The organism is Verrucomicrobiaceae bacterium, assembly GCA_016713035.1.
GTDB lineage: Bacteria > Verrucomicrobiota > Verrucomicrobiia > Verrucomicrobiales > Verrucomicrobiaceae > Prosthecobacter.
This window is the reverse complement of the sequence record JADJPW010000001.1, coordinates 656,243-679,679: the sequence shown is the minus strand read 5'-3', so window position 1 is coordinate 679,679 and position 23,437 is coordinate 656,243. Positions and strand designations below refer to the sequence as shown.

Annotated in this window: 22 protein-coding genes and 2 pseudogenes; 16 read left to right on the top strand and 8 right to left on the bottom strand. The window is 58.2% G+C overall.

The features are described 5' to 3' along the window. Positions 1–38: 38 nt before the first annotated feature. The gene (locus tag IPK32_02895; GenBank protein ID MBK8090961.1) at positions 39–752 is read right to left on the bottom strand and encodes a hypothetical protein; all 714 of its coding nucleotides are present in this window, start codon (positions 750–752) and stop codon (positions 39–41) included. Between the two features lie 234 nt (positions 753–986). After that, a pseudogene (locus IPK32_02890) lies at positions 987–1,885 on the bottom strand (DUF4159 domain-containing protein). A gap of 50 nt (positions 1,886–1,935) precedes the next feature. On the opposite strand from IPK32_02890, the gene IPK32_02885 reads away from it, so the two are divergent. From IPK32_02885 to IPK32_02855, 7 genes and pseudogenes are all read left to right on the top strand, one after another. After that, a complete protein-coding gene (locus IPK32_02885; GenBank protein ID MBK8090960.1) occupies positions 1,936–2,514 on the top strand; it encodes a hypothetical protein in 579 nt (192 codons plus the stop codon). A 52-nt stretch (positions 2,515–2,566) separates the two neighbouring features. Next, positions 2,567–3,090, top strand: a pseudogene (locus IPK32_02880) (transcriptional regulator). An 87-nt stretch (positions 3,091–3,177) separates the two neighbouring features. After that, complete coding sequence (locus IPK32_02875) at positions 3,178–4,101, top strand: acyl-CoA desaturase (protein MBK8090959.1); 924 nt, start codon at positions 3,178–3,180, stop codon at positions 4,099–4,101. Between the two features lie 54 nt (positions 4,102–4,155). Beyond that, positions 4,156–4,572 carry a hypothetical protein gene (locus tag IPK32_02870; GenBank protein ID MBK8090958.1) on the top strand — a complete coding sequence of 139 codons (417 nt, stop codon included), beginning with the start codon at positions 4,156–4,158 and terminating at the stop codon, positions 4,570–4,572. Beyond that, complete coding sequence (locus tag IPK32_02865) at positions 4,569–5,021, top strand: hypothetical protein (GenBank protein ID MBK8090957.1); 453 nt, start codon at positions 4,569–4,571, stop codon at positions 5,019–5,021. Before IPK32_02870 ends, IPK32_02865 begins: the two co-directional genes overlap by 4 nt. Further along, entirely contained in the window at positions 5,018–5,443 is a 426-nt protein-coding gene (locus IPK32_02860; GenBank protein ID MBK8090956.1) for a DUF393 domain-containing protein, read from the top strand. The genes IPK32_02865 and IPK32_02860 overlap by 4 nt, the downstream gene beginning before the upstream one ends. A gap of 146 nt (positions 5,444–5,589) precedes the next feature. Continuing rightward, positions 5,590–7,290, top strand: coding sequence for an arylsulfatase (locus IPK32_02855; protein MBK8090955.1), 1,701 nt, complete (start codon positions 5,590–5,592; stop codon positions 7,288–7,290). A gap of 199 nt (positions 7,291–7,489) precedes the next feature. Here IPK32_02855 and IPK32_02850 read toward each other — a convergent pair whose 3' ends face one another. From IPK32_02850 to IPK32_02825, 6 genes are all read right to left on the bottom strand, one after another. After that, positions 7,490–9,511 (bottom strand): VCBS repeat-containing protein, encoded by a 2,022-nt coding sequence (locus tag IPK32_02850; protein MBK8090954.1) that lies wholly within the window; start codon positions 9,509–9,511, stop codon positions 7,490–7,492. A gap of 89 nt (positions 9,512–9,600) precedes the next feature. Next, the gene (locus tag IPK32_02845; GenBank protein ID MBK8090953.1) at positions 9,601–10,812 is read right to left on the bottom strand and encodes an ankyrin repeat domain-containing protein; all 1,212 of its coding nucleotides are present in this window, start codon (positions 10,810–10,812) and stop codon (positions 9,601–9,603) included. Between the two features lie 74 nt (positions 10,813–10,886). Continuing rightward, positions 10,887–11,759 carry a UTP--glucose-1-phosphate uridylyltransferase gene (locus IPK32_02840; GenBank protein MBK8090952.1) on the bottom strand — a complete coding sequence of 291 codons (873 nt, stop codon included), beginning with the start codon at positions 11,757–11,759 and terminating at the stop codon, positions 10,887–10,889. A gap of 78 nt (positions 11,760–11,837) precedes the next feature. Beyond that, positions 11,838–12,323 (bottom strand): GNAT family N-acetyltransferase, encoded by a 486-nt coding sequence (locus tag IPK32_02835; GenBank protein MBK8090951.1) that lies wholly within the window; start codon positions 12,321–12,323, stop codon positions 11,838–11,840. 51 nt (positions 12,324–12,374) lie between these two features. Beyond that, the gene (queD, locus tag IPK32_02830) at positions 12,375–12,740 is read right to left on the bottom strand and encodes a 6-carboxytetrahydropterin synthase QueD (protein MBK8090950.1); all 366 of its coding nucleotides are present in this window, start codon (positions 12,738–12,740) and stop codon (positions 12,375–12,377) included. Between the two features lie 50 nt (positions 12,741–12,790). Next, on the bottom strand, positions 12,791–13,873 hold the full coding sequence (locus IPK32_02825) for a hypothetical protein (GenBank protein ID MBK8090949.1): 1,083 nt from the start codon (positions 13,871–13,873) through the stop codon (positions 12,791–12,793). Between the two features lie 239 nt (positions 13,874–14,112). On the opposite strand from IPK32_02825, the gene IPK32_02820 reads away from it, so the two are divergent. From IPK32_02820 to IPK32_02780, 9 genes are all read left to right on the top strand, one after another. Beyond that, the gene (locus IPK32_02820) at positions 14,113–14,850 is read left to right on the top strand and encodes a hypothetical protein (protein ID MBK8090948.1); all 738 of its coding nucleotides are present in this window, start codon (positions 14,113–14,115) and stop codon (positions 14,848–14,850) included. A gap of 109 nt (positions 14,851–14,959) precedes the next feature. Then, positions 14,960–18,493 (top strand): pyruvate carboxylase, encoded by a 3,534-nt coding sequence (locus IPK32_02815; protein ID MBK8090947.1) that lies wholly within the window; start codon positions 14,960–14,962, stop codon positions 18,491–18,493. Between the two features lie 12 nt (positions 18,494–18,505). Further along, positions 18,506–19,156, top strand: a complete 651-nt coding sequence (locus IPK32_02810) for a GNAT family N-acetyltransferase (GenBank protein MBK8090946.1) — start codon at positions 18,506–18,508, stop codon at positions 19,154–19,156. A gap of 31 nt (positions 19,157–19,187) precedes the next feature. Then, positions 19,188–19,370, top strand: a complete 183-nt coding sequence (locus tag IPK32_02805) for a hypothetical protein (GenBank protein MBK8090945.1) — start codon at positions 19,188–19,190, stop codon at positions 19,368–19,370. 20 nt (positions 19,371–19,390) lie between these two features. Then, positions 19,391–20,089: a hypothetical protein gene (locus IPK32_02800; GenBank protein ID MBK8090944.1), complete on the top strand. Its 699-nt coding sequence runs from the start codon at positions 19,391–19,393 to the stop codon at positions 20,087–20,089. A gap of 81 nt (positions 20,090–20,170) precedes the next feature. Then, positions 20,171–21,001 (top strand): hypothetical protein, encoded by an 831-nt coding sequence (locus tag IPK32_02795; protein MBK8090943.1) that lies wholly within the window; start codon positions 20,171–20,173, stop codon positions 20,999–21,001. 40 nt (positions 21,002–21,041) lie between these two features. Further along, positions 21,042–21,182 carry a hypothetical protein gene (locus tag IPK32_02790; protein ID MBK8090942.1) on the top strand — a complete coding sequence of 47 codons (141 nt, stop codon included), beginning with the start codon at positions 21,042–21,044 and terminating at the stop codon, positions 21,180–21,182. A gap of 64 nt (positions 21,183–21,246) precedes the next feature. Further along, positions 21,247–22,752 (top strand): hypothetical protein, encoded by a 1,506-nt coding sequence (locus IPK32_02785; protein MBK8090941.1) that lies wholly within the window; start codon positions 21,247–21,249, stop codon positions 22,750–22,752. Continuing rightward, positions 22,749–23,432 carry an arginine-tRNA-protein transferase gene (locus IPK32_02780; GenBank protein MBK8090940.1) on the top strand — a complete coding sequence of 228 codons (684 nt, stop codon included), beginning with the start codon at positions 22,749–22,751 and terminating at the stop codon, positions 23,430–23,432. The genes IPK32_02785 and IPK32_02780 overlap by 4 nt, the downstream gene beginning before the upstream one ends. The last annotated feature ends 5 nt before the right edge of the window (positions 23,433–23,437 follow it).

The following is a 23,437-nucleotide window of genomic DNA, read 5'->3' as shown; positions in this document are numbered from 1 at the left end:
GCGCTATGGGATTATTTACTCGCCTTGAGTTGGGCGCTTCACTTGCGGGTGCGGCGGCGCAGGAGAATGAAGCTGGCGCTGCCGAGCAGCAGGGCTCCAGAAGGCTCAGGCACGGGAGAGCAGGTGCCATTGAGCGCAATGTTGTCGAGAAAGAGTATATTTCCAGCGCTGCCCCAGGCATAAAGCTCGACATGGAAGGTTTCATTAGAGGAAGCTGAGCCAGTGGGGAATGCAGCGCTGCCAGTAGTGAAGTCGAAGACGGCGGAGTTCCATACCCCCGTGCCAGCCAGCGTGAGATTATTGGAGGTGCGGTGCTGAATGATGCCGTTGTCATCTGCCCAGAAGATGCTTGCCTTAAGTCCAGTGACAGAATTGGTGAATGGGCGTTTCCAGGCCAGGGAGAGATTCGAAATGCTAACCATGTCACCTGGATTGACTGTCATATTGAATGCCAGCGTATCCGCATACTGAGCGAGGTTGCCGCGAATCAGGGAGTAGTCATAGGTAGTGTCCCATCCGCTAAAACAACGGAATTTGGAATTACCAACTCCTCCGGTCGTGTGGAAGCTCTGATTGAGTCCATTGAGCGTGAGATTCGTCGCCGTCACACATGGGGAGAGTGTGGAGGGGACGTTTGCAGAACTATTGTTTACGAGGTTGTCGAAATTGTATCCGACGAGAGTGGTGACTTGAGCGAGAGCGGCAGTGTGCAGCGACAGTAGTGTAGCGAGGGCTAGGAGCAGCTTTTTCATGTGGTGGATCGAGAGGTGTAGGGTTGAGGATGACTGAGGGCGGCTGTTGCTCTGGCTGTGCGTCCTCACGATGCCCTAGTCCCCCTACCTAGCTCAATGTCTCGATTGAAAGATGATCCTCGGGAGTGGCTGAAAATGATCAGATTTGTCAGCGACCTTTCATGCATCCGCATGCGGTCTCACATCGCTCTGACAAGCGGTCCACTTTTCCTTCAAGCATGCCGACTGCCTACCTCAATGCGTCAGCGCATAGAAAATGATATTGATCCCCAGCGGGTAGGCATACTTTTCGGAGAACTCGCGGAAGTACCATGGGTCGGTGCCTTCCTGTTCCCAGCCTTCGCCCGTGTCTGTATTCCAGCAGATGATCATCATGAGGCGGCGCTTGTCATCAAAGACTCCACGGTAATGCACGTGCTCACTGCCAGGCTTATCGAACTCCCAGGTGATGCCCTGCTGAATGACGTACTCGGCATAGCGGATGTGCGGATCTGCGGCTTCACCTTGATGGGGAAGACGCAGTGAAAAATCTCATGCTCCAGCGGTATCTCCTCGATCTTCCGGTCAGGCCAGATTTGTTTCAGCGCGATATCGAAATTCTCCCAGGCTTCCGTGCCCCAAAAGTCATCCACCATGATGAAGCCGCCATTGAGCATGTAGTTACGCATGGTTAGTGCTTCCTCGTCCCTGAGGTCGATGTGCCCGACCTCGATCATGTAGAGAAAGGGGTAATGACGCATCTGATCTGCCTCGATGTCCACCACGGCCCCATTCGGGTTCACCTGGAGCGATGTGAGCTGCTGGAGGCGGTAGGACATGTTCAGGTCGGAGTCTGGGTAGTCCGTGGCCCAGTTCCGATTCCGCCCGCGACCACCACGTCCACTATAGGCTGAGTTATAGCGAAGTCGGGCAAAGGTGAAGACGTCATTGGGCATCGCTTTGCTCACCGACCAGTCTGGATACTCACGACCACGATACTGACTGTTCTCACGCGGATTCTCCGCCGTGGAGCCATCTTGGATGCCGAAATTCTTCGGTGTGCCGCCCTGTGCTGCATCACCACCCTCCTGGGCCGGGACGAGCAAAGCCGAAAGGGCTAGGCTGGCCAGAAGAAGAGGAAGGATAAAACGCATGTGCTTTGAAACGCGTGAGAAGCGAGGTCTTAGCTCGTTTTGATGCAGTGATGAAGAATTCTATCTTACGCTCCGCTGTGTATGGCGGCTTCGGTTTGGGACTCGTGAGCCTCGCGGCATACTCCATCTGGGCTTTTGCGCCGAAAGCCGCTGGCAGCGAAGGTGGCATGTATGCACTCATCGCCCTCGTGTATCTCGCTGGCACCGGTTTGGCCCTGAGTGGCCTTTTGCAGGGGGAAAACCGCATGCGCCGCTTCTATGCGCTGTTTTTGCCCGCCTTTGTGCTCTACGCGGCTCTCTGGAGTGCGGCGTGGTTCATGCTCGGTGGTCCGGCAGGGGAGTGGCTGGGTGCTGCGGCTGGCACCGTCACGATGGCATGGATGATGTGGCGCGGACTCGGCCGGCCAGCGGGCTTTTGGGCTGGAGCTGTGGCATTGTTTGTCCTGCATACGGCGGGTTATTTCGCCGGGAGTGCCTGGATGTATGGCCTGCTGGATCGCGGCATCTCCGGTTGGGAAAAGCGAGAGGTCGCCACGCTTGCTAAGCTCGGTTGGGGTCTCTTGCATGGTCTGGGATTCGGCGCAGGGCTCGGTTTTGCGCTGGAATGGTGGCAGCGGGTCAAAAATTGAGCTTTCGCAAAAAACGGGTTGCGGGCACAAACTTTCAGAACTATCTGAAAACATGCCTGAAGCGCCAAATTCACCCTGGGAAGCCGCCCGCGACGATTTCGTCGCCCAATGGGGCGCCTTGGGCAGTCATTGGGGCATCAATCGCACCATGGCACAGATTCACGCCCTGCTCATGACGGCACCTGAGCCCATGTTCACGGACGAGATCATGGAAAAGCTCGAAATTAGCCGTGGCAACGCCAACACCAATCTGCGTGAACTCGTCGGCTGGGGGCTCATTCAGATCATCCATCGCAAAGGCGAGCGGCGGGAGTATTCCAAGCAGAAAAGGACGTTTGGAAGATGTTCATCATCATCGCTCGTGAGCGCAAACGTCGCGAAATCGTCCCCGCTCTCGAAGTGCTGAAATCCTGCTCCGAACGCACGCAAAGCGACCCCTCGCCCGCAGGCCGTGAGTTTCATCATCAGATGAAGGAACTCCAGGAATTCGTCGAATTCGGCATCAAAGTCTCCGACACCGTCTCTAGCATGAAACACGCCTCTGCCCTCCAATGGGCCATGAAGCTCCTCAGCTAACAGGTTCCCTTTTTTTGAGTTAAAGTTTCACAAATAACTGAAATAACAGAATTTAATATCATGAGCGCTGCGCACGAAATCACCCGGATGCATCCACGAGGTCCAGAAACTGACCCCATGGCAGGAGTAGTGCAATGGAGCCCTGCGAAGTCGATTTGGTACACTTCCCACCTCCTCATCGCCCTCATCGGTGGCCTGTGGACCTTCGGGCGGGCTCCCGTGCTGCTAAGTGCGGTGCTCACCGTCAGCACGCTCTGCCTGGGGCACACCGTCGGGCTGCATCGGTTGCTCATCCATCGCAGTTTTCAGTGTCCGCGCTGGCTGGAGCGGGCGCTGGTCTATCTAGGCACTCTCGTGGGCATGGGTGGGCCATTTGACATGATCTACCTGCATGAGATACGCGACTGGGCGCAGCGTCATGGCCGCTGCCATCCCTTCTTCATCCATCAGGCCTCCATCTGGCGTGATGGGTGGTGGAATCTGCATTGCGAGATCCGCCTGGACCACCCGCCGCGTCTCGAAATAGAGCCCCACATCGCCCAGGATGCCTTTTATCGCTTCGTGCAACGCAGTTGGATGCTCCAGCAGCTCCCGCTGGCTTGCGTGCTGGGCTACTGCGGTGGCGGTGCATGGATCGTGTGGGGTGTTTCGGTGCGCATCGTCACCTCCCTCACGGGGCACTGGCTCATCGGTTACTTCGCCCATAATCACGGTCAGCGTGACTGGCACCTACGTGGCCATGCCGTGCAGGGATACAATCTCCCCAAGCTAGGCCTTCTCACCATGGGCGAGTGCTGGCACAACAACCACCACGCCTACCCACGCAGTGCCCGCCTCGGACTGGGCAGCGGACAGCATGATCCAGGCTGGTGGTTCATCGCCACGCTGCGTGCCTGCGGCCTCGCCTGGGATGTACAGCTCCCCGCCAATCAACCGCCGCGCCCAGAGCGCATCGCCCTACGCCCAGCTCGACGCTGCTCGCAGCACGCAGGCTTGTTCGGACTCTTTTGAGGCAATCCGCCTCATCTCACAAACACCCAACCCACCCATGAAAGGAACCACATTATGAACGAAACCGTCATCACCTATGCCCTCTACCTCGCCCTCGCAGTCAGCATGACCATCTGGGTCGCCCGCACCCTCCATAAAAATGGCCGCATCTTTCTGATCGAGTGCTTTCACGGCAACACCGATCTCGCTGACAGCGTGAATCACCTCCTCGTGGTCGGTTTTTACCTCATCAACATCGGCTTTGTATCCCTCTACTTAAAGACCACGGACGAAGTGCTCGGAGCACGTGGCATTTTTGAGCTGCTCAGCGATAAAATGGGCGTCGTGCTACTCCTGTTGGGCGGCATGCACTTCTTCAATCTCTACGTCTTCACTCGCATGCGCAAACGCGGCCACATCGCCCACCTGCCGCCGCCCGTCGCTCCCATGATGCGTGTGGGTAAAACTCCAAACGCTTTGGATACACTATGAAAACGTTTCTTCGAAAAGCCAGACTGTCTTTCTTGGCGATGACCTTGGCTTGGATCGTAGTCAATCTGGTGGTGTGGATAGTGTCATGTTTGATTCTACTCATTCAGATGGGAGTTGCGCCCGTTCCAGATTGGAGGCTCTACGCTTTGTTTGGTTTAGTTTCTGGAATCGTCATTCTGTTTGCGTGGTTGGTGTTTTTTTTGCCAGTAGATTTGCTCGTTCCAGATCATTCTAAGCTTCGAATTCCAGGCACAGCGGGCCTGTGTGGGGTCGCTGGTGCAATAGCCAACATACTTGTGGGCTTGAGCATCGCTTCAATTTGGGGTGATTTGAAATTGGAAGCGGAGTTGATTGGCGGTTTATCGGTTTACGGAGTTCTAGCATGCATCACCGGTGCCGTTGCCGCTTATACCCGCTGCCGGATGGACATAAAACATCGCACGCCATGAACACCCTCACCATCTTCTACGACGCACGCTGCGGCCTGTGCAGCAGTGTGCGTCGCTGGCTGATGAGTCAGCCAGCGTATGTGCAGATCGATTTTCTGCCTTACGACTCTCCAGAGGCCTCGGTGCGCTGTCCGCCGATTCGTCAGCTCCATGCGGATCGTGAAATCATCGTCATGGCCGATACGGGCGAGCTTTGGCAGGGGGCTGGTGCCTGGGTGATGTGCCTGTGGGCGCTGCGGGATTTCCGCGAGTGGTCCCAGCGCTTCGCAGCTCCTGTGATGCAGGCGTTGGCCAGAAAAATCGTCCACCTCGTCTCTTCAAATCGCCTCACCTTATCTGCCTTGCTCCGCCTGCGCAGCGATGATGCTCTGCGAAGTCTCCCAGAGGTCACGGAGGCATCCACCTGCTCGCTCGCGGGATGATGCAGGCCATCTCCGGGCATGTGCACGGACGTAGTGCTCCGAAAGCCGGAATCATTCGCTGCGTTACCCTCCGCTCTATGGAGCCACTGCTTGTCCTTCCTTCCTCATTCGCTACTGCCACACGTCGTTTGCTCAATCATGGCCGCATGCGCTTCACGGTGCTGGCGCTGGCGCTTTGCTCGGTGATTCACGCGTCTTCAGCTGCGGAGCAGCGGCCGAATCTCATTTATATCCTCGCGGATGACATGGGTTTTTCCGACATCGGCTGCTATGGCGGCGAGATCGACACGCCGAATCTCGATGCGCTAGCGAAGGGCGGGCTGCGCTTCACGCAATTCTACAACACCGCGCGGTGCTGCCCCACGCGTGCATCCTTACTCACCGGGCTATATCCGCATCAGGCGGGCATCGGCCACATGATGGAGGACCGGCAGATGGAGGGCTATCGCGGTAATCTGAGCCGGAAATGCGTCACCATCGCTGAGGCGCTGAAGCCCGCTGGTTACAAGAGCTACGCCGTCGGCAAATGGCATGTCACCAATGTCACGAAACCGCAAAACGAAGCCGAAAAGCACAACTGGCCGCTCCAGCGTGGCTTTGACCGCTTCTACGGCACCATCCACGGTGCTGGCAGCTTTTTTGACCCGAACACGCTCACTCGCGACAACAGCTTCATCTCGCCCTTCACCGATGCGGAGTATCCGGCCAGCGACTACTACTACACGGATGCCATCAGCGATCATGCCAGCCGCTTCATCCGCGAGCATGATCGGGCAAAGCCCTTCTTCCTCTACATCGCCTACACAGCGGCTCACTGGCCGATGCATGCGAAAGAAAAAGACATCGCGAAATACAAGGGGCGCTATGCCGCTGGCTACGAGGCTGTGAGAAAGGCACGCTACGAAAACATGCTCCAAGAAGGCGTCATCCATGCCTCCAGCACCACCAACTGGCCGCTGCCAGCGCAGATGGGGGAGAAGGAGTTCTGGGAGTGGGATCAGCGCAATATGGAGGTCTTTGCGGCCATGGTGGACAGCATGGATCAGGGCATCGGCCGCATCGTGCAGGCGCTGAAAGATGCTGGTCAGTATGACAACACGCTGATCTGCTTTTTGCAGGACAATGGCGGCTGCGCAGAAAACATGGGGCGTGTGGGGAAAGGCCCGCAGCGTGCGGATGCAGCTACTTTGCCGCCTTTGAGTAAAGAGTATCTCCAGCCCGATATGATCCCGAAACAAACCCGCGACGGCTACCCCATGCGGCAGGGGAAAGGCGTCATGGCTGGTGCTGGTGACACCTACATCGGCTACGGCGAGGCCTGGGCTACCGTATCGAATACGCCCTTCCGCAAGCATAAGCACTGGGTGCATGAAGGCGGCATCAGCACACCGCTCATCGCGCATTGGCCCGCAGGTATACAGCGGCATGGAGAGCTGGAAAATACCCCTGGCCACCTCATCGACCTCATGGCCACGGCTGTCGATCTCTCCAAGACGACTTATCCTGCGAATGTGAAGCCCATGGAGGGCCGCAGCCTCGCACCACTCTTCTCTAGCGGCAAAATCGAGCGCGAAGCCATCTACTGGGAGCACGAGGGGAACCGCGCCGTCCGCCAAGGCGACTGGAAGCTCGTCGCTGAACACGCCAAGCCCTGGGAACTCTACAACATCGCCAAAGACCGCTCCGAGCAGCATGATCTCAGTGCCGCAGAGCCGGAGCGAGTGAAGCAAATGATCGCCATGTATGACACCTACGCGAAACGAGCCAATGTCGAGCCCTGGGAGAGCGTGATCCCCAAGCAGCAGCCAAAAGCCGGTAAGGGAAAGAAGGGCAAAGGGAAAAAGTAATGCCCTAGCCTGCATTCCTCACACTCTGGGTAAAAAACACCTCAGTCTGTTTTCGTGTCCGCCTCGTCGGAGTGCTCAGTGCTTAGTGGTCAGTTGATTTGCTCCTGGTGATTGCCACTGAGCACTGAGAACTGAGCACTTCGTTCCTGAAAATGTGTGAGAAATCCAGGCTAGCGATGTCGATTCACGGGCGACCGCATCATTTCGCCTGCGGATTACGCATGTAGTAGAGGTGTCCGTCTTCTGCTCCGCCGAGGAAATCGGGGATGCCATCGGCATTGAAATCGACTGTGGTGGGGCTGACGTCATGGCCTTCGATATTGGCGTCAGAGAGCAGTCCCATGTCGGTGAAGAACCATTTGCCATCGCGCTGGCTTTGCTGGCGGAGGAAGTTGGCGTTGGCGGAGTTCAGCAAGATGTCGAGCTGGCCGTCTTGGTCCCAGTCCATGATGCAGATTTTCCGGCGGCCACTTTTCCCTGCGATGCCGGAGTTGAGCTGGAGCGGCTGGCCGGGCGACATAGCGACAGGCGTCTTCACTTTGAGGTGGCTCAGCACTCGATCGAGCATGCCTGTCCTCGCTGTATCTGCGGCAGCGCAGATGACACGCTGCGGATGCTTGAGGACGAGTTTGTCGCCCTGCTTCGCACGCTCAAAGAAGGCCAGGAAGCCCTCTTGATCGAGCATCACGAGATCGGTGAGGCCATCTTTGTTCCAATCGACTCCGACGGGTGTGGTGCGCCATTGAGTGAGCAGGGATTTGCCCTCCGGTCGCAGCCAACCGTAAGCCAGACGGGGCTGTGATCCGTTCCACTCGACATGGATGGGCTGTGCGGCGGCGAGTTGCGGTTTTTGGCGTGTGCCGATGTTTTCGAACCACACGACTTTGCCCAGGATGGAGTTCAAAAGAAGGTCTGGCAGCCCGTCTAGGTCCCAGTCGGCCACTGTTTGTGTGGTGTAGCCCCATTTGGCCTCACAGGGGCCCTGGATGCTGCCATTCGGGCCAGCCATCGGGCGGATGATTTTTCCGCCAGCGGTGAGTTTCACCGGCGCGGCCCATTTCGGCGTCTCCACGCCTTTTCCGCTCAGGTTTTCGATGAAGGCGACATAACCCGCTGTGTTGCCACAGATGAGATCCGTGTCCGAATCGCCATCCCAATCAAATCCCACGGGCGTGACCAAAGCGCCGAATTTCACCTGATCGGCCTCCTGCTGAAAATAGCGTGGTGCCGCGAAAATGGGCACCTGGGCAGCATATTGGCCCGTGTGCTCGATGAAGGCCACGCGGCCATCTTCATCACCGCAGATGAGATCGAGATCGCCGTCCTTATCCCAGTCGATGGCGGTGGGGGTGATCATTTCGAGATCCATCGTGAGATACCCGCCAGAGGCAGTCTGGAGGCGCTTACCGAGCGCGAGCTTTGGCTTCGTGCGAGTGCCGGTGTTTTGGAAATAGGTGAAACCATCCAGGAACTCGCCGCAGAGCAGATCGAGATCCCCATCGCCATCGAAGTCGCCGAGATTCGGTGATGGCCATTCATACGTCTCCACGGGGCGATCGGTGGCCATGAGCTTCTTTGGCTTGTCATACGCGGGCTTGTCGTTGGTGCCGGTATTGGCCAGGAGATAGACATAGCCGCGCAGGGGGCCATTCATCCAGCGTCCATCGGTGGTGTAGGCATTGTCCCAGCCGTACTCGGTCCAGTCGCCGACACCGACGAGGAGATCGTTTTTGCCATCTCCATCGTAGTCGGCGCTGCGCCACATGTTGGCGCGGACTTTGTTCATGTGGATGTTGGTCGGTGGCCCGAGCTTCACTTGCTTTTCGATGCCGGATTTGAGGAAGTCTGGATGCGCATATCCAGGAGTCAGCACGACCGGTTTGCCGTCGATGTAGCTGACCTGGACATTTTGAGCGCCTTTGCTGATGCGTTTGGCGGGCTTGAAGACGGGCATTTTGTTCTTCGCGGTGTCACCCGTGGCGTTTTCAAAGAAGTAGATGCCGTTGTAGGGCTTGTCCGGGCAGTTCACGACGAGATCGAGGTCTCCATCCCCATCAAAGTCCATCGGCAGCGGCCATGCCCACAAACCCACACCTAGATCGACGACGAGGCCTGGGTGATTGTACTTCAGCGGCGTGAGTGCGTCTGCCTGGAGCAGTGCGTGAGGGATGAAAAGGGCTGAAAAGGTGAGGCCGAGCCGGGAGAGTGTCTTGCACAACATAGGAATCTAAGAACGAAACATGAATGGCACTAGATGCAGGGCATTTCGGCTCATTTTCATGACCTGAAAGGCGGTGAGTGACCACGTTCCTACCAGGCGATCTCTTTGGTGGCTCCGTAAATGTCCACCAGCACGAGATGGTCACGCGTGACGCTTTGTACGGTCACTTTTTCACCTTGGAGTGAAAAGACATCTCCTGGCCGTGCTTCATAAGAAGTCTCCGTGCCTGTGACCTGCACGGTGGCAGCCAGTGGTGTGCCGTAGGCAGCGCGGCCACGGATGAGCAGGTGGCGGCGGCCATCGCGTGAGTCACTGATGAAAAGAGCGGGCTGGAGCGCGGCAGGCAGTGCCGGGCTGGCGGTGCGCAGCTCCACGAGCTGCCAGGGCGTGGTGCCGATCTGCTCGCCGGGGCGGACGTGCAGCGCTGGGCCGCCCTCATTCATCTGGAGCACCGCTGCACGGCCATCCATGTCGGTGAAACGGAAGGGCAGCTCGGTGAGATGCGTGTCTGTGAGGATGAGCGTGCCCAGAATCTGGGCGTCCGTGATGCGTGGTGGCGGTGGTGCGGCAGCGAGAGCCTGGTCTGCCTCTGCCAAGAGAGCAGCGATGTCTGCCGGTAGAGCCTCTGCACCGGTCTCCCACACGGTTTTCCCCTCCTGGGTGAGGGCGAAGAGGTCTGCTCCATTGCGCAGGAGCAATCGCACAGCTTCGAGGTGGCCGTTTTTCGCGGCGAGATGCAGCGGCGTCATGCCTGTGGTGCTGTCATGCATGTCGGCATCTGCGCCAGCTTGGAGCAGGGCATCCATGCAGTCGATGTGGCCATTTTCAGCCGCGAGGAGCAGGGTAGGGGCGGTGTGGGGACGTAGCTGTGACTTGGCATCACGCAGGAGCGTTGTCACGGCATCAAAGTGGCCCTGCCGTGTCGCCGCCAGCAGTGCCTCCACGACTTGCTCGGGGCGGTGTGCAGGCAGTAATTTGGTGACTAGTGCGGCGTCACCTGCGCTGGCGGCGAGTAGCAGTGTGGAGGCCTCTGCAGCGGGTGCTGCAGTGAGGCGGCAGCCTTTGCCGATGAGAAAATCTGCCGCCGCGCCCTGCTTTGCCGCGATGGCTGAAGAGAGCGCCGTGACACCCTCTGCGTCTGCTACGTCGATCGCGGTGCCGGCGGCTAAAAACGACTCGAGTGCTCCCACATCGCCCTTTTCCGCTGCGCGGTGAAATTCTGCCACACTGAGGCTGTAGCCACGTTTCGCGACATCATTGAGCGCACGCTGCTGCGGGTCATCACAGGCACAGAGGAGCAAAAGGCATGCTGCATGCCGTAGCCACACACGCCAGGGTGCTGTGTTGGGGATTGAGGATCGGCATGCGGCCATCGTCATTTCACCAGGGTGCGTAGGTAGTCCATCAGAGCTGGGGCGATGTCATCACGCTGGAGGCCGAAGTGGAGGTTCGCCTTGATGAAATCGAGCTTGTTGCCGATGTCGTGGCGTTTGCCGTCATAGACGAGTCCGTGCAGGGCCTCCTCACGCATGAGGCTGCGCATCGCATCGGTGAGCTGGAGCTCGCCGCCTTTGCTCGGAGCGGTGGTCTCCAGGTGCTGGTAAATGCGGGGACTCAGCACGTAGCGTGCGCTGACGGCTAGATTCGATGGAGCATCCTCAGGCTTTGGTTTTTCGACGAAAACATCTGCCCGCACCAGCCCTGGCGCGATCTCTTGCCCACCGAGGATGCCGTAGCGGCTGACTTTATCTGGCTCCACGCGTTGCAGCGCCACAGCGCTGCCTCCGTGCTGCTCCACCACATCCGCGAGCTGCCTGGTGACAGGTTTTTCACCAGCGCTAGTCACCACCGTATCGCCCAGCAGCACGGCAAAGGGCTCACTGCCCGTGTGATCGCGTGCATACAGGATGGCATCGCCCAGGCCACCCATCTTCGGCTGCCAGACGTAGTGGATGCGGGCCAGATTTTGCAGGCGGTGCAGGTCCTCGAGATCGCTGACGCGGTTCTTCATCGCCAATTCGGCCTCTAGCTCCGTTGCGGGATGAAAGTGCTCTTCGATGGCCCGCTTGGACCGCGAGATGACGATCAGGATGTCGGTGATGCCCGATGCGGCAGCCTCCTCCACGACATACTGGATCACAGGGCGATCTACCAGGGGTAGCATCTCCTTGGGCACGGCTTTGGAGATGGGGAGGAAGCGTGTGCCGTAACCGGCGGCAGGAATGACAGCTTTGCGGACAGGAGGCATGGGAAGGATGAGAGAAAAAGTGGGCTCCGTGATGTTAGCCGGAGCCGTGAGGCATGGAAGCAGGAAAAAAGCCCTCGCTCACAGCCGCATCGCATAATGCACCTGCCGCGTCACCTCCTCAAAGCCGCAGCTCGGATAGAGATGCTGCCCGATGGCATTGGAGGCCATCGTCTCGATCTGCGCCAGCTTCATCCCACGAGCCCGCATGAAATCCAGAGCATAGACGATGAGTCGCCTGCCTAGACCGAGCCCGCGTGCGGCCTCCACCACGGCGAGGTTCGGGATACGGCCGCGTGAGTTCAGCGTATCCAGCCGCACAGTGATGTAGCCCAGGATCTCGCCATCACGCTCCGCGACGAAGCAGCCATCCGGCTGTGCGGTGAAGTCATCGTCGATATGCGCTGCCTTCCGAGCCCGCCAATCACGCTCACTCCAGCGGCCGAGTTTTTGCTCCAACAACTGATCGAGCGAGACGCCACCAAAGGAGTCCACTGTGATCTGTCGCAGGAGTGGGAGGTCTTTTTCGAGAGCTAGACGAATGTGGACAGGAGCTGCATCAGACATAGCGGGGCGATGTGTGTGGATGCTCTGAGAAGGTGAAACGGCGGTTCTCGCTCAAAACTCACCCCGGAAGACACAGCGAGCACTCGGTGTCTCGTAGATCACGATCTCGCACAATCCTGGGAGCTGAGGAGCGAGCTTTTTCCAAAGCCAGGCCGCCATGTACTCGATCGTGGGATTTTCCAGCCCCTCGATCTCATTGAGATAGCTGTGATCGAGGAGGTCGAGCAGCGGCTTCATCGCCCGGCTGATCTCTGCATGGTCATAGACCCAGCCGATGGCTGGATTGACCTCACCCTCGATCGCGATCTCCACTTTGAAGGAGTGGCCGTGCATCTTGGTGCATTTGTGTTCGCAGGGCAGATTCGGCAGGGTCTGGGCCGCTTCGAAGCGGAAGTCTTTGATGATACGGGCACGCATGGAGAGGGTAGGGGAGATGGGCTGAGTGACTTTTTGTGTTTTCTTCCGCATCATTTCCTGCGGAGCAGGCGGACGCGGTGACTTTCACTGTCACCGATGAAGACGGTGCCGTCGGCGTCACAGAAGACTCCGTGTGGACGGGCCATTTTGCATCCGAGTGGGTCGCCGTCTGGGCCGTCGCCTTTTTGATTCAGTCCGGCGATGAGCTCGATTTTGCCCGTAGCCATGTCGATCATGCGGATGCTGTGGCTTTCGCAGTCAGCCAGCCAGACATTGCCAGCGGAGTCGATGGAGATGCCTTTGGGGCCACTGAGAGTGGCCTCTTTGGCAGGGCCACCGTGGCCGGTGAAGCCGCTTTTGCCCGTGCCTGCGATGTGGTGGATCGTTCCCGCCTTTAGGTCGAGTTTGAAGACCTGATTGCCCTCGCGGGTGGCGAGCCAGAGATTGCCATTTTTGTCGAAATCGAGGGATCGTGGGCCTTTCAGCGGGGTGCCGGCGATGGGGGCACCATCAGGCGTCTGGCCGGCTTTTCCTGTGCCTGCAAAGGTGCTGATGAGGCCCGTTTTCATGTCGATGCGGCGGATGGCGTGGTTGCCGATGTCGCAGACGAACAAATCGCCACCAGGGCCGAACTGAATGCTGTGAGGCTGCTTGAACTGCGCCTTGGCGGCAGGGCCACCATCGCCGCTGTAACCCGCCTGCCCGGTGCCAGCGATGGTCGAGATGGTTTTGGTCTTGAGGTCGATCTTTCTCACCGCGTGGTTGGTCATATCGACGACGTAGAGATCGCCTGCGGCATCAAAACGCAGCTCATGCGGCAGATTGAAGGTGGCCTGGAGAGCCGGGCCGCCATCGCCGCTGTATCCTTTGGCTCCTGTGCCTGCGATGGCGCTGATGGTGCCATCTGGGGCGACTCGGCGGATGCGCTGGCCCGTGTATTCGCAGAACCAGATGGCTCCATCTGGCCCACGCACGACGCCAAAGGGATTGTCGATCTGGGCTGCGGTGGCGGGGCCGCCATCGCCCGTGCCGCCTTTCACCCCGGTGCCTGCGAAAGTCGAGATCGTCCACTCCGCCGCAGCGAGTGGAGCACAGAGGAGGGCGAGGAAGGGGAGTGTCGTAAATAAGCGCATAAAAGATGTCTCGGTGGGTGCGGCGAGTGCTGCCTCGTTTCCGGGGAAACTGCAACTAGGCATGCAGGGATATTGTTGGAAACGGTGGTCAAATTGGCCAGCTGGCATCTCAGTCCTAAAAGGAGGAGATTCAGGCTGATCCCGGTCACTCTTCAGGTGGAAACGGGAGGAAACTTTCCCGTGGCCTTCATGGCCGCCGCCTGCTCTTCTTGGCCGTGCTCATCCGAGCTCTCCCGATCATGAAGCCCGAAATCTCCCTCCTGCCGAAACTCTGGACCACCATCCCCGAAGCCATTCGCAACCGTGTCGGTCGCGAGCCCGGCATGCAGCGTGCCATCCTGGAGGAGCAGCACCTACTCATCATCCTGCACCAGATTCCTGGCCCAGATGACGCCTCACGGAAGCCCGCTCTGTTTTGGCGGCAGCCTGATGGTGTCTGGAAATCCTCGCCCGATGCAGGTGGCCTGCTGGGCCTGCAAAACCACCTTCAGGGCTTCAGCTCCCGACTCGATGAGCTGGACAAGGCGGAGCACGTCGCCCAGTCAGCGGGTGAGTATCACCGGGTGCTGGAGGCCATCGCACCGGTGCTGCGCAGCTCGCGGGGACTGCATCGGGCGCTTCAGCAGGCACGGGATTTCGTGAAAAGTGACCGCGACATCATCAATCTACGCGACCAGGCCGCAGGCATCGAGCGGAATGCCGAGCTGCTGCTCCAGGATGCGCAGTTCGGTCTGGACTTCACCCAGGTGAAGCAGGCGGAGGAGCAGGCCGCCAGTGCCCGCCGCATGGCTGCCACGGCGCACCGGCTCAATGTGCTTGCGGCCTTGTTTTTGCCGCTCACCGCGCTCACGGGGCTATTCAGCATGAATGTGCGCTCACCGGTCAGTGATACCACGGGGAATTTCTGGCTCATCGCCCTCGCAGGAGTCGTGGTGGGGCTGCTCATTTCCACGCTGGTCATCGGGCGGCGGTCCTGAGCTCCTGAAAAAGGCACTATTTCATCGCTTTAGAGGTCTTTGCATCGTCCTCCTTGCCACGGGGGGAAATCACGGGAGAATAGCCGCCCTTTTTGCCCCCTAAAACACCATGCCCAAGACTCCCGCTGATACCGCCTTTCGCATCTCCGGCCCCGCCATCCGCCCGATCCGAAAACTGATGGTCGCGAACCGCTCTGAAATCGCCATTCGCGTCATGCGGGCGGCTACGGAGCTGGGTATCCGCACCGTCGGCATCTATGCGCAGGAGGACCGCTTTTGTCCGCATCGCTTCAAAGCAGATGAGGCCTATGAATTGAACAAAGACAAAGGAGCACTCGGTGCATACCTCGACTACGAAGGCATCGTGGCATTGGCCAAAGAAAAGGGCGTGGACGCGATTCACCCTGGTTACGGCTTCCTCAGTGAGAATCCAGACTTCTCAAAGGCATGTGAAAAAGCTGGCATCATCTTCATCGGGCCAGATCCGAAGATTCTGACCATGATGGGCGACAAAACGGCCGCCCGCAATGTGGCCCGCAAATTGAATGTGCCCATCCTCGAAGGCACTGACGAGCCCGTGAGTGACCGTAAAGTGGCGATCGCTGTGGCGAAAAAAATCGGCTTCCCGCTCATCATCAAGGCAGCCTTCGGTGGTGGTGGTCGCGGCATGCGCATCGTGCGTGATGCTAAAGATCTCGAAAAACTGCTCGATGAGGCCCAAACCGAGGCGGAACGCGCTTTCGGCAATGGAGCCGTCTTTTTGGAAAAATTCGTCGGCAAGGCCAAGCACATCGAAGTGCAGATCCTGGCCGATAAACACGGCACCGTGCTCCATTTGCACGAGCGTGATTGCTCCGTGCAGCGCCGCCATCAAAAAGTGATCGAGCAGGCGCCGAGCTATGGCGTGAAACAAGAGATCATCGACAGGCTATGCGATGCGGCGGTCAATTTGGCCCGCGAAGTGAACTACACACACGCCGGCACCGTCGAGTTCCTCGTCGATCACGAGACCGGCGAGTGGTTCTTCATCGAGATGAACCCCCGCATTCAGGTGGAGCACACCGTGACAGAGGAGATCACCAGCATCGACATCGTGCGCAGCCAGATCTTGATCGCTCAGGGACACAAAATGCATGACGAGCCTCTCGCACTGCCCGTGCAGGACAAGATCGAGAAGAGCGGATTCGCCGTGCAGTGCCGAATCACCACCGAAGACCCCGAAAACGGCTTCACACCCGACTTTGGCAAAATTTTGACCTACCGCAGCGCAGGTGGCTTCGGCATCCGTCTCGATGGAGCTCTCGGAGCCACGAATGCAGTCATCACGCCTTACTATGACTCGATGCTCGTGAAGATGACCGTCTTTGCCCGCACCTATGAGCAGGCGCTCGACCGCATGGACCGCGGCCTGCGTGAGTTCCGCATCCGTGGTGTGAAGACGAACATCCCGTTCATCATGAACGTGGTGCATCACCCTGAATTCCGCGCTGGACAGGCCACCACGCGGTTCATTGATAACAACCCCGAACTACTGAAGTTCGTCGCACGCAAAGACCGCGCTACGAAGCTGCTGAACTACCTCGCGGACGTCATTGTGAATGGCAATCCATTCTCCAAAGGCCACAAACTCGACGCCGTCTCCATCGCTCCGCCCATTCCGAAAAGTGACCACCGCGTCGCACCGGCCAAAGGCACCAAAGACCTACTCACCGAGATGGGCCCGGAGAAGTTCTGCAAAGACTGGGTCGCCAAGCAAAAGCGCCTGCTCATCACCGACACCACCATGCGTGATGCGCATCAGTCGCTGCTCGCCACCCGCATGCGCAGCTTTGACATGCTCGCCGTGGCGGATGCAGTCGCTCGCCGCACGCCGAACCTTTTCAGCCTCGAAATGTGGGGTGGTGCCACCTTCGATGTCAGCATGCGTTTCCTCCGCGAAGATCCCTGGGAGCGCCTACGCCAGATCCGTGCGAAGGTGCCGAATATCCTGCTCCAGATGCTCTTCCGTGGCTCCAATGCCGTCGGCTACACGAACTACCCCGACAACGTCGTCAAAGGCTTCATCAAACATGCCGCCGAGAACGGCATGGACATCTTCCGCATCTTTGACTCGCTGAATTACCTGCCAAACCTCACCGCCGCCATGCAGGCCGTGCGTGAAGACACCACCAGCATCTGCGAAGGCACGCTCTGCTACACCGGCGACATCCTTGATCCGAAGCGCGACAAGTACGACATCCAATACTACGTCCGCCTCGCCAAGGAGCTCGAAAAGATGGGTGCACACATGCTCTGCATCAAAGACATGGCCGGCCTCGTCCGCCCCTTTGCCGCGAAAAAGCTCGTCAAAGCCCTGAAGGATGAAGTCGGCCTGCCGATCCACTTCCACACGCATGACACCAGTGGCCTGAATGCCTCCAGCCTGCTGGAGGCCTCCATCGCCAATGTCGATGTCGTCGATGCAGCCATCAGCTCGCTCTCAGGCGGCACCTCACAGCCGAACCTGAACTCCCTCGTCGCTGCCATGCAGCACACGCCGCGTGACACAGGCCTCGATTCCGAGGCGTTGCAGGAATTCAGCGACTATTGGGCTGCCGTCCGAGCCTTCTACAAGCCATTCGACACCGCAGAGCCCTACGGCACCGCTGAGGTCTATCTCCACGAGATGCCTGGCGGCCAATACACCAATCTCAAAGAGCAAGCCCACGGCATGGGCCTCGGCCCCCGCTGGCCGGAGATCGCCCACGCTTACGCCGAGGTGAACCAACTCTGCGGCGACATCGTCAAAGTCACGCCATCCAGCAAAGTCGTCGGCGACCTCGCCATCGAGTGCGTCGCCCGTGGCGTGAAGCCCACCGACATCTTCAACCTCACCGGCACGAAGTGGAGCAAGGACGTCACCAGCATGTTCGAAGGCTGGCTGGGCGAGCCCTTCTACGGCATGGAGGCCAACAAAGCCGCCGACAGCCGCAAAAAGTGGAACAAGCTCGCCGATGCCATCGTCGGCAAAGGTGGCAAGCGCATCAAAGGCCGCCCCGGCACCCACGCCGCGAAGATCAACCTCGCCGACGTCCGCGCCGAGCTGGAGCAGAAGCTCAAAAAGAAGCCCACCGAGGACGATGTGTGGAGCTACCTCATGTATCCCGATGTCTTCCTGAAGTTCGCCGACTTCCGCAAGGCCCACGGCGATGTCTCCGTCCTGCCCACGCCCGCCTACTACTACGGCCTGCGTGACAAGGAAGAGATCCACATCAGCCTCGAAGAAGGCAAAACCCTCTTCGTCCGCCTCCTCAACATGACCGAGCCCGACGCCGCCGGCCAGCAGACCGCCATCTTCGAGCTCAACGGCTACCCACGCCACACCACCGTCACCAACAAAGCCCTCGCCAAAAACGCCGTCACCAAAACCAAAGCCGATCCCGCCGATCCGACTCAAGTCGGAGCCCCCATGCCCGGCATGGTCGCCAGCATCGCCGTCAGCGTCGGCCAAAAAGTCAAAGAAGGCGAAACCCTCCTCACGCTTGAAGCCATGAAGATGTTCGCCGCTGTCGCCTCCCCCGGTGTCGGCACCGTCAGCGAGATCTGCATCAAAATCGGCGAAAGCGTCGAGAGCAAGGATCTGCTGGTGAGGCTGGTGAAGTAGCCCGAAACATCCATGGCCTCGAAAAAGCCATCCTCCACACCGTTTCAGATGCCACTGCGCTTTCCGGTGGTGAAGGATGGCGTGACCACCGAGGCGTTGATGAGCTTTGCTACTGATCTCGATATTCGTGCCGTGAAGCGTTGGAAGGTCTCTCCCAAGCTGAGCGGCAAACCCGCTATGAGAAGCCGCGCTGCGGATGCGTGTGAGTTTGCCCAGCTCGCCGCCAAGCGCTGGCGGCACTACCGGGACACCAAGACGTTTGCTACCAGCCTTGTGCATTTGGAACGGCTCATCGCCGATCATTCCCAAGGAGAGTTTTGCTTTCACCTCAAGGTCACGGCGGACTGGTTTCTGGGCATCTTGGGGGCTGCGATGGTCCGGCGCACTTGGTGTCATCATCTGATGATCGACTTCCTTTTCGTGCATCCCAGCATCTGCGGGCAGCTTGTAGGAGTGAAGGCAGTCGGATTGCAGATGCTCCAATCTGTTTGTCTGCTGGCCCGCGAACTAGGCTGCAAACGTGTTTGGGGTGAGGCCACGCTCGACTCGGCTCCATTCTACGAACGCCAGCTACTCAGGCCGATTGAAGAACTGTTTGCGATCGAAAAGCACGAGATAAAGATGTTTGCAGCCCGCGTGGACAATCCTGGAGCCAGGGCTTGAACGAGCACAGCCTTTGTACTAGCCTCCGAACATGATGAAGCCCCTAGCCCAAATGACCCCGGCAGAGAAGAGCCGCCTCACGAAGCACATGCAGATGCTCGTTGAACTGGAAGGCGACTTCCCTGGAGTCCTCGGTAACAAAAACAGCTTCTTCATCGCCAAGCCAGCGGCCCGCCGCCGCAAAACGGTCAAGCGGGCCAAAGTTGCCGCCTGATCATCTTCGATCACATAAGCATGGAACCGAAGTCGATACACACATGGTTTGAATCTGATGCTGTGGGCATGGTTGGCTATTCAGTGGATATTTGCATATCCACGTTTCCTGAAAATGCGCCGTTTAAATGGCTTTATTCCCTTGCGCTTCAGATAAATTTTACAGGCCATGATGAATGGGCGCACGGTGGACTCCAGTGGGCTGAGGATAAGGCATATAAAGAATCGTCAAACAAAGGGGTTAACTGGGGTGGTGGTTCTGACTGGGCCGGCTATGCAGGTAATGGACGCACAAATACGCCCTTCGCTTGGAAAGTGGGCAATGAATACGGTTACCAAGTGAAGCGCGGTGAGGTGGATTCAAATGGACTAACGCATTGGCACTTCTCCCTTGTTGATTATTCCACAAATCGAAAAATGAGCTGTGGTATCGTAAAAACGAAATCCGTGTTTATCAGGCGAGCTTTGGTTTTTACAGAAACGGGTTATGGAGTGCAATGCGATTCACCACCAATTCGGGTCGAATGGAGTAATCCCATGGTTGAATGCGAAGAAGGGCAAAAGTCGCCTCACATTCTGAAGGCAAACTACAATGGCACCTGCGAAGGCGAGTTGACGACGAATCAGGGTATAATCTCAACATCTCCCTTGCGTTGGTATCATCAGACAAGTTGCTCACGCATAACCGGTCCTAACACGGTAATCTGGTCAGCAGATTGAGTTTAAATAACTCAACCATGAAACTCGCCCACTCGGTTGTTACCCCACAACGTTGACTCTGGTTTTGACAGGCGGGGCCAATTGCCGCATCCTTTCGGCATTGAGCAGTTCATCTCCATCATCCAAGCCCTCGGGCAAGCCTGTGATCCAGCCCTTCACGGTCGTGCGGCAGGCTTTCTCCGACGCGCGGCGCAGAGCCTTGCGGACGCAGGGTGTGGTGACGCTCCAGAAAGCGCGGGCGAATCAATTGACGATGAAATCCGTGCCCTGAGCGATCTGCTTGACCGCAAACGCCGCTGGCTGTCAGTCGATGAAGTGGAGCAGGTGCTGCGAGACGATGCCCTGAAGGGCGGCAAAGAGCATCGCGTGGCCCTTCTGCCTGACCGGAACCTCGTCCTCAAGGTCGCCGATGCCCGAAAGCGCGCCACGGAGTCGCTGTTCGACTACTTGAGTGATCAACTGCTCTCCAACCACTTCTTCGACGACGAGATCCAACTGCTTGGCGGCACGATGGAAGGCGGGCGACTCCAACTCGTCCTCACGCAGCCCTACATCGACGGTATCCATCCCGAGTGGGAAGCCCTCAAAGCCGGCCTCATCCGCCAAAACCTGCGCGATCCTGCTCCGCGAGCCCTAGGCGGCAAATTCATCCTCGATCATGACCTCCTCGGAGAAGTCGATGTCTTCGACCTGCACCCCAACAACGTCATCCAAGACGCCACCGGCTGGCTGCACCCCATCGACGCCCATTTCTACTTCGACAACCGCGCCACCCGCCTCACCGCCCTGAAATCCCTCGGTCTTCTCAGCCCCTCACTCGAAGACCGAACCCAACGCGGACTTCCCGGCGACATGCGCCGCATCCTCGACATGGCTCCAGACTTGCCGCCGATGCCTAGGGATGAGAAATAATCCTCCCCGCACGATCACGGTGGCGGATTGGCTGTAGGAAATGAAACGCGCCTCCACCGCCGGGCTCATCGAGCAGGCCCAGCGCGATCCCATGCTTTCCAAATTCCACTGGCAATTCGGCTGCATCGCCTTCTCCGTCAGTGATTCCAAAACCGATCGCCAACTAGGACGGTCGAACTAGAGAATGAACTGAGGGCGGGAAGGATGCGGGTGGAAAATTCGGCTGGCTATGGCGTACCCAGTTGATGCCTACTCGACGTGATTTTCTGGCCGTATCCTCTGCCGCTGCTGCTTTGACTTCTGCGAGAGCAGGTGCTCTACGGGCTCCATCGCTGATTCGCACAGAGAATGCCCACGCGGGTGCCTCTTTCCAACTCACACGCATGATCCCAGATGGTGCGAAGTCATACCGCACCTCACGTATCGAGGGTTATTGCTCACATCAGTCTGTAAAGGCAGGTGAGGTGCTGAAAATCTTCGTCAGCACGAAGCCAACGGCGAAATTCATCATCGACATCTTCCGCATGGGTTACTACGGCGGTGCGGGATCGCGGCTGATGCGCTCTGTGGGGCCCTTGCAAGGGCAGACACAGCCTGTGCCTGAAATGGCGGCTCAACGACTCCGTGAGTGTGCCTGGGAGGCTAGCACGGAACTGGAAATCCCCGCTGACTGGCCCAGCGGCGTGTATTTGGGCCGTCTGAGCACACTGCCAGATAGCGCAGAGCTGCCCTATTGGCAGAGCTATGTCGTTTTCATCGTCAAAGATGATCGTCCAGCGGATATTCTCTTTCAATGCAGTGACAACACCTGGCAGGCCTACAATCGCTGGCCTGTCGATGAATCGCTTTACACCGATCCGCGTGCCGCGCATGCACCTGGAGTGAGCGTGAGCTTTGATCGTCCCTACGGCAAGTATGTGCAGATTTTTGATCAGCCACTGAGCATGGGGAGTGGCGAGTTTTTGCTATGGGAGTTCCCCATTTGCTACTGGCTGGAGAAGGAGGGCTACGATGTCACCTACTGCTCGAACGTGGATAATCTAGATGCGGCGAATCTCTCCCGTGTGAAAGCGATGATTAGCCCAGGTCATGATGAGTATTGGGACGTGCGGCAGTTTCAAAATGTCAAAACTGCGATCGAAAAGGGGCTCAGTGTGCTGTGGCTCTCTGCGAACGATGTGTACATGGTCACGCCCTTCACCGCGAATGCAGAAGGCCAGCCGAATCGCCGACTGACTCGCGAGACGTGCTACGGGGAATTCCGTGAGGAGGAAAAGGCGGCTTACTCGAAGGTGCTTGGCCCCTTTGAGAATCCTGGGCCGGATGAGCGGCAGATCATCGGCGCACGCACCATCGTTCCCTTCAATGGTGGTGGCGACTGGACTTGTGCGCTGCCGGATCACTGGCTCTTTGAAGGCACGGGTATGAAAAAGGGCGAGAGCATCCCTGGGCTGGTCGGTTGGGAGTTTCACGGTGATCCTGATACGGGGAGAAAAGGGCTCGAAGTCGTCGCTGAAGGCCATGTCTGGGCGGGCGGTACTCGATTGGGGAAATACGCTGCGACCATTTTCAGCGGGCCAGAGGGGAATATCGTTTTCAATGCCAGCACCATCTTCTGGGGGCAGGGGTTGAGCATGCCGCCCGGTCACATGACGCCATGGAGCCACTACTCACGCCCCCACGGCCCAGATGCACGTGTGCAGCGCATCACTGCGAATGCCCTGAGGCGGGCACTGAGCCGAAGCGAATGAACGAACCTCCTGCGCAGTTCCACGAAGCATTCATCTGTGATTCGGCTCTGCCGTTGATCATGGATCGGCTGTGGGCAGCGGGATGGAGGCATTTTGGGAACTATTTTTTTCGGTATAGCACGCAGGAGTCTGATGACGGCTCTGAGCAGCGAATCACGCCCCTGCGCATCCGCGTGGCTGATTTTAGGCCGAGCAAGAGCCAGCGGCGTGTATGGATGGGGAATAGCGGCTTGCGGCACGAAATCGCCCCTGTGCGGATGGATGATGAACTGCGATCATTGTTTCAAAAACACAAAACACGCTTCAAATCGAATGTGCCGGAGTCGATCGAGGACTTTCTCGGTGATACACCGGAGCGTGGCCCGTGTGTGAGCCGCATGTTGCGTGTTTTTGATGGCGAGCGGCTGCTGGCGGCGAGCTTTTTCGATGTCGGTGCGAAAGCTGCCTCTAGTGTGTATGCGATGTTTGATCCCACGGAGTCAAATCGCCGCCTGGGGACTTATACACTGCTCCTAGAGGTGGACTTTTGCCGTATGCATGGCCTGGAGCATCTCTACACTGGTTATGCCACGCAGGAGCACAGTGCTTATGATTACAAAAAGCTGTTTCGCCCGAGTGAGTGGCTGGAGTGGGGAGCTGGCTGGAAAATCCTGGGTGACGGCAGCTCGGTTACGATTTAAAAGCA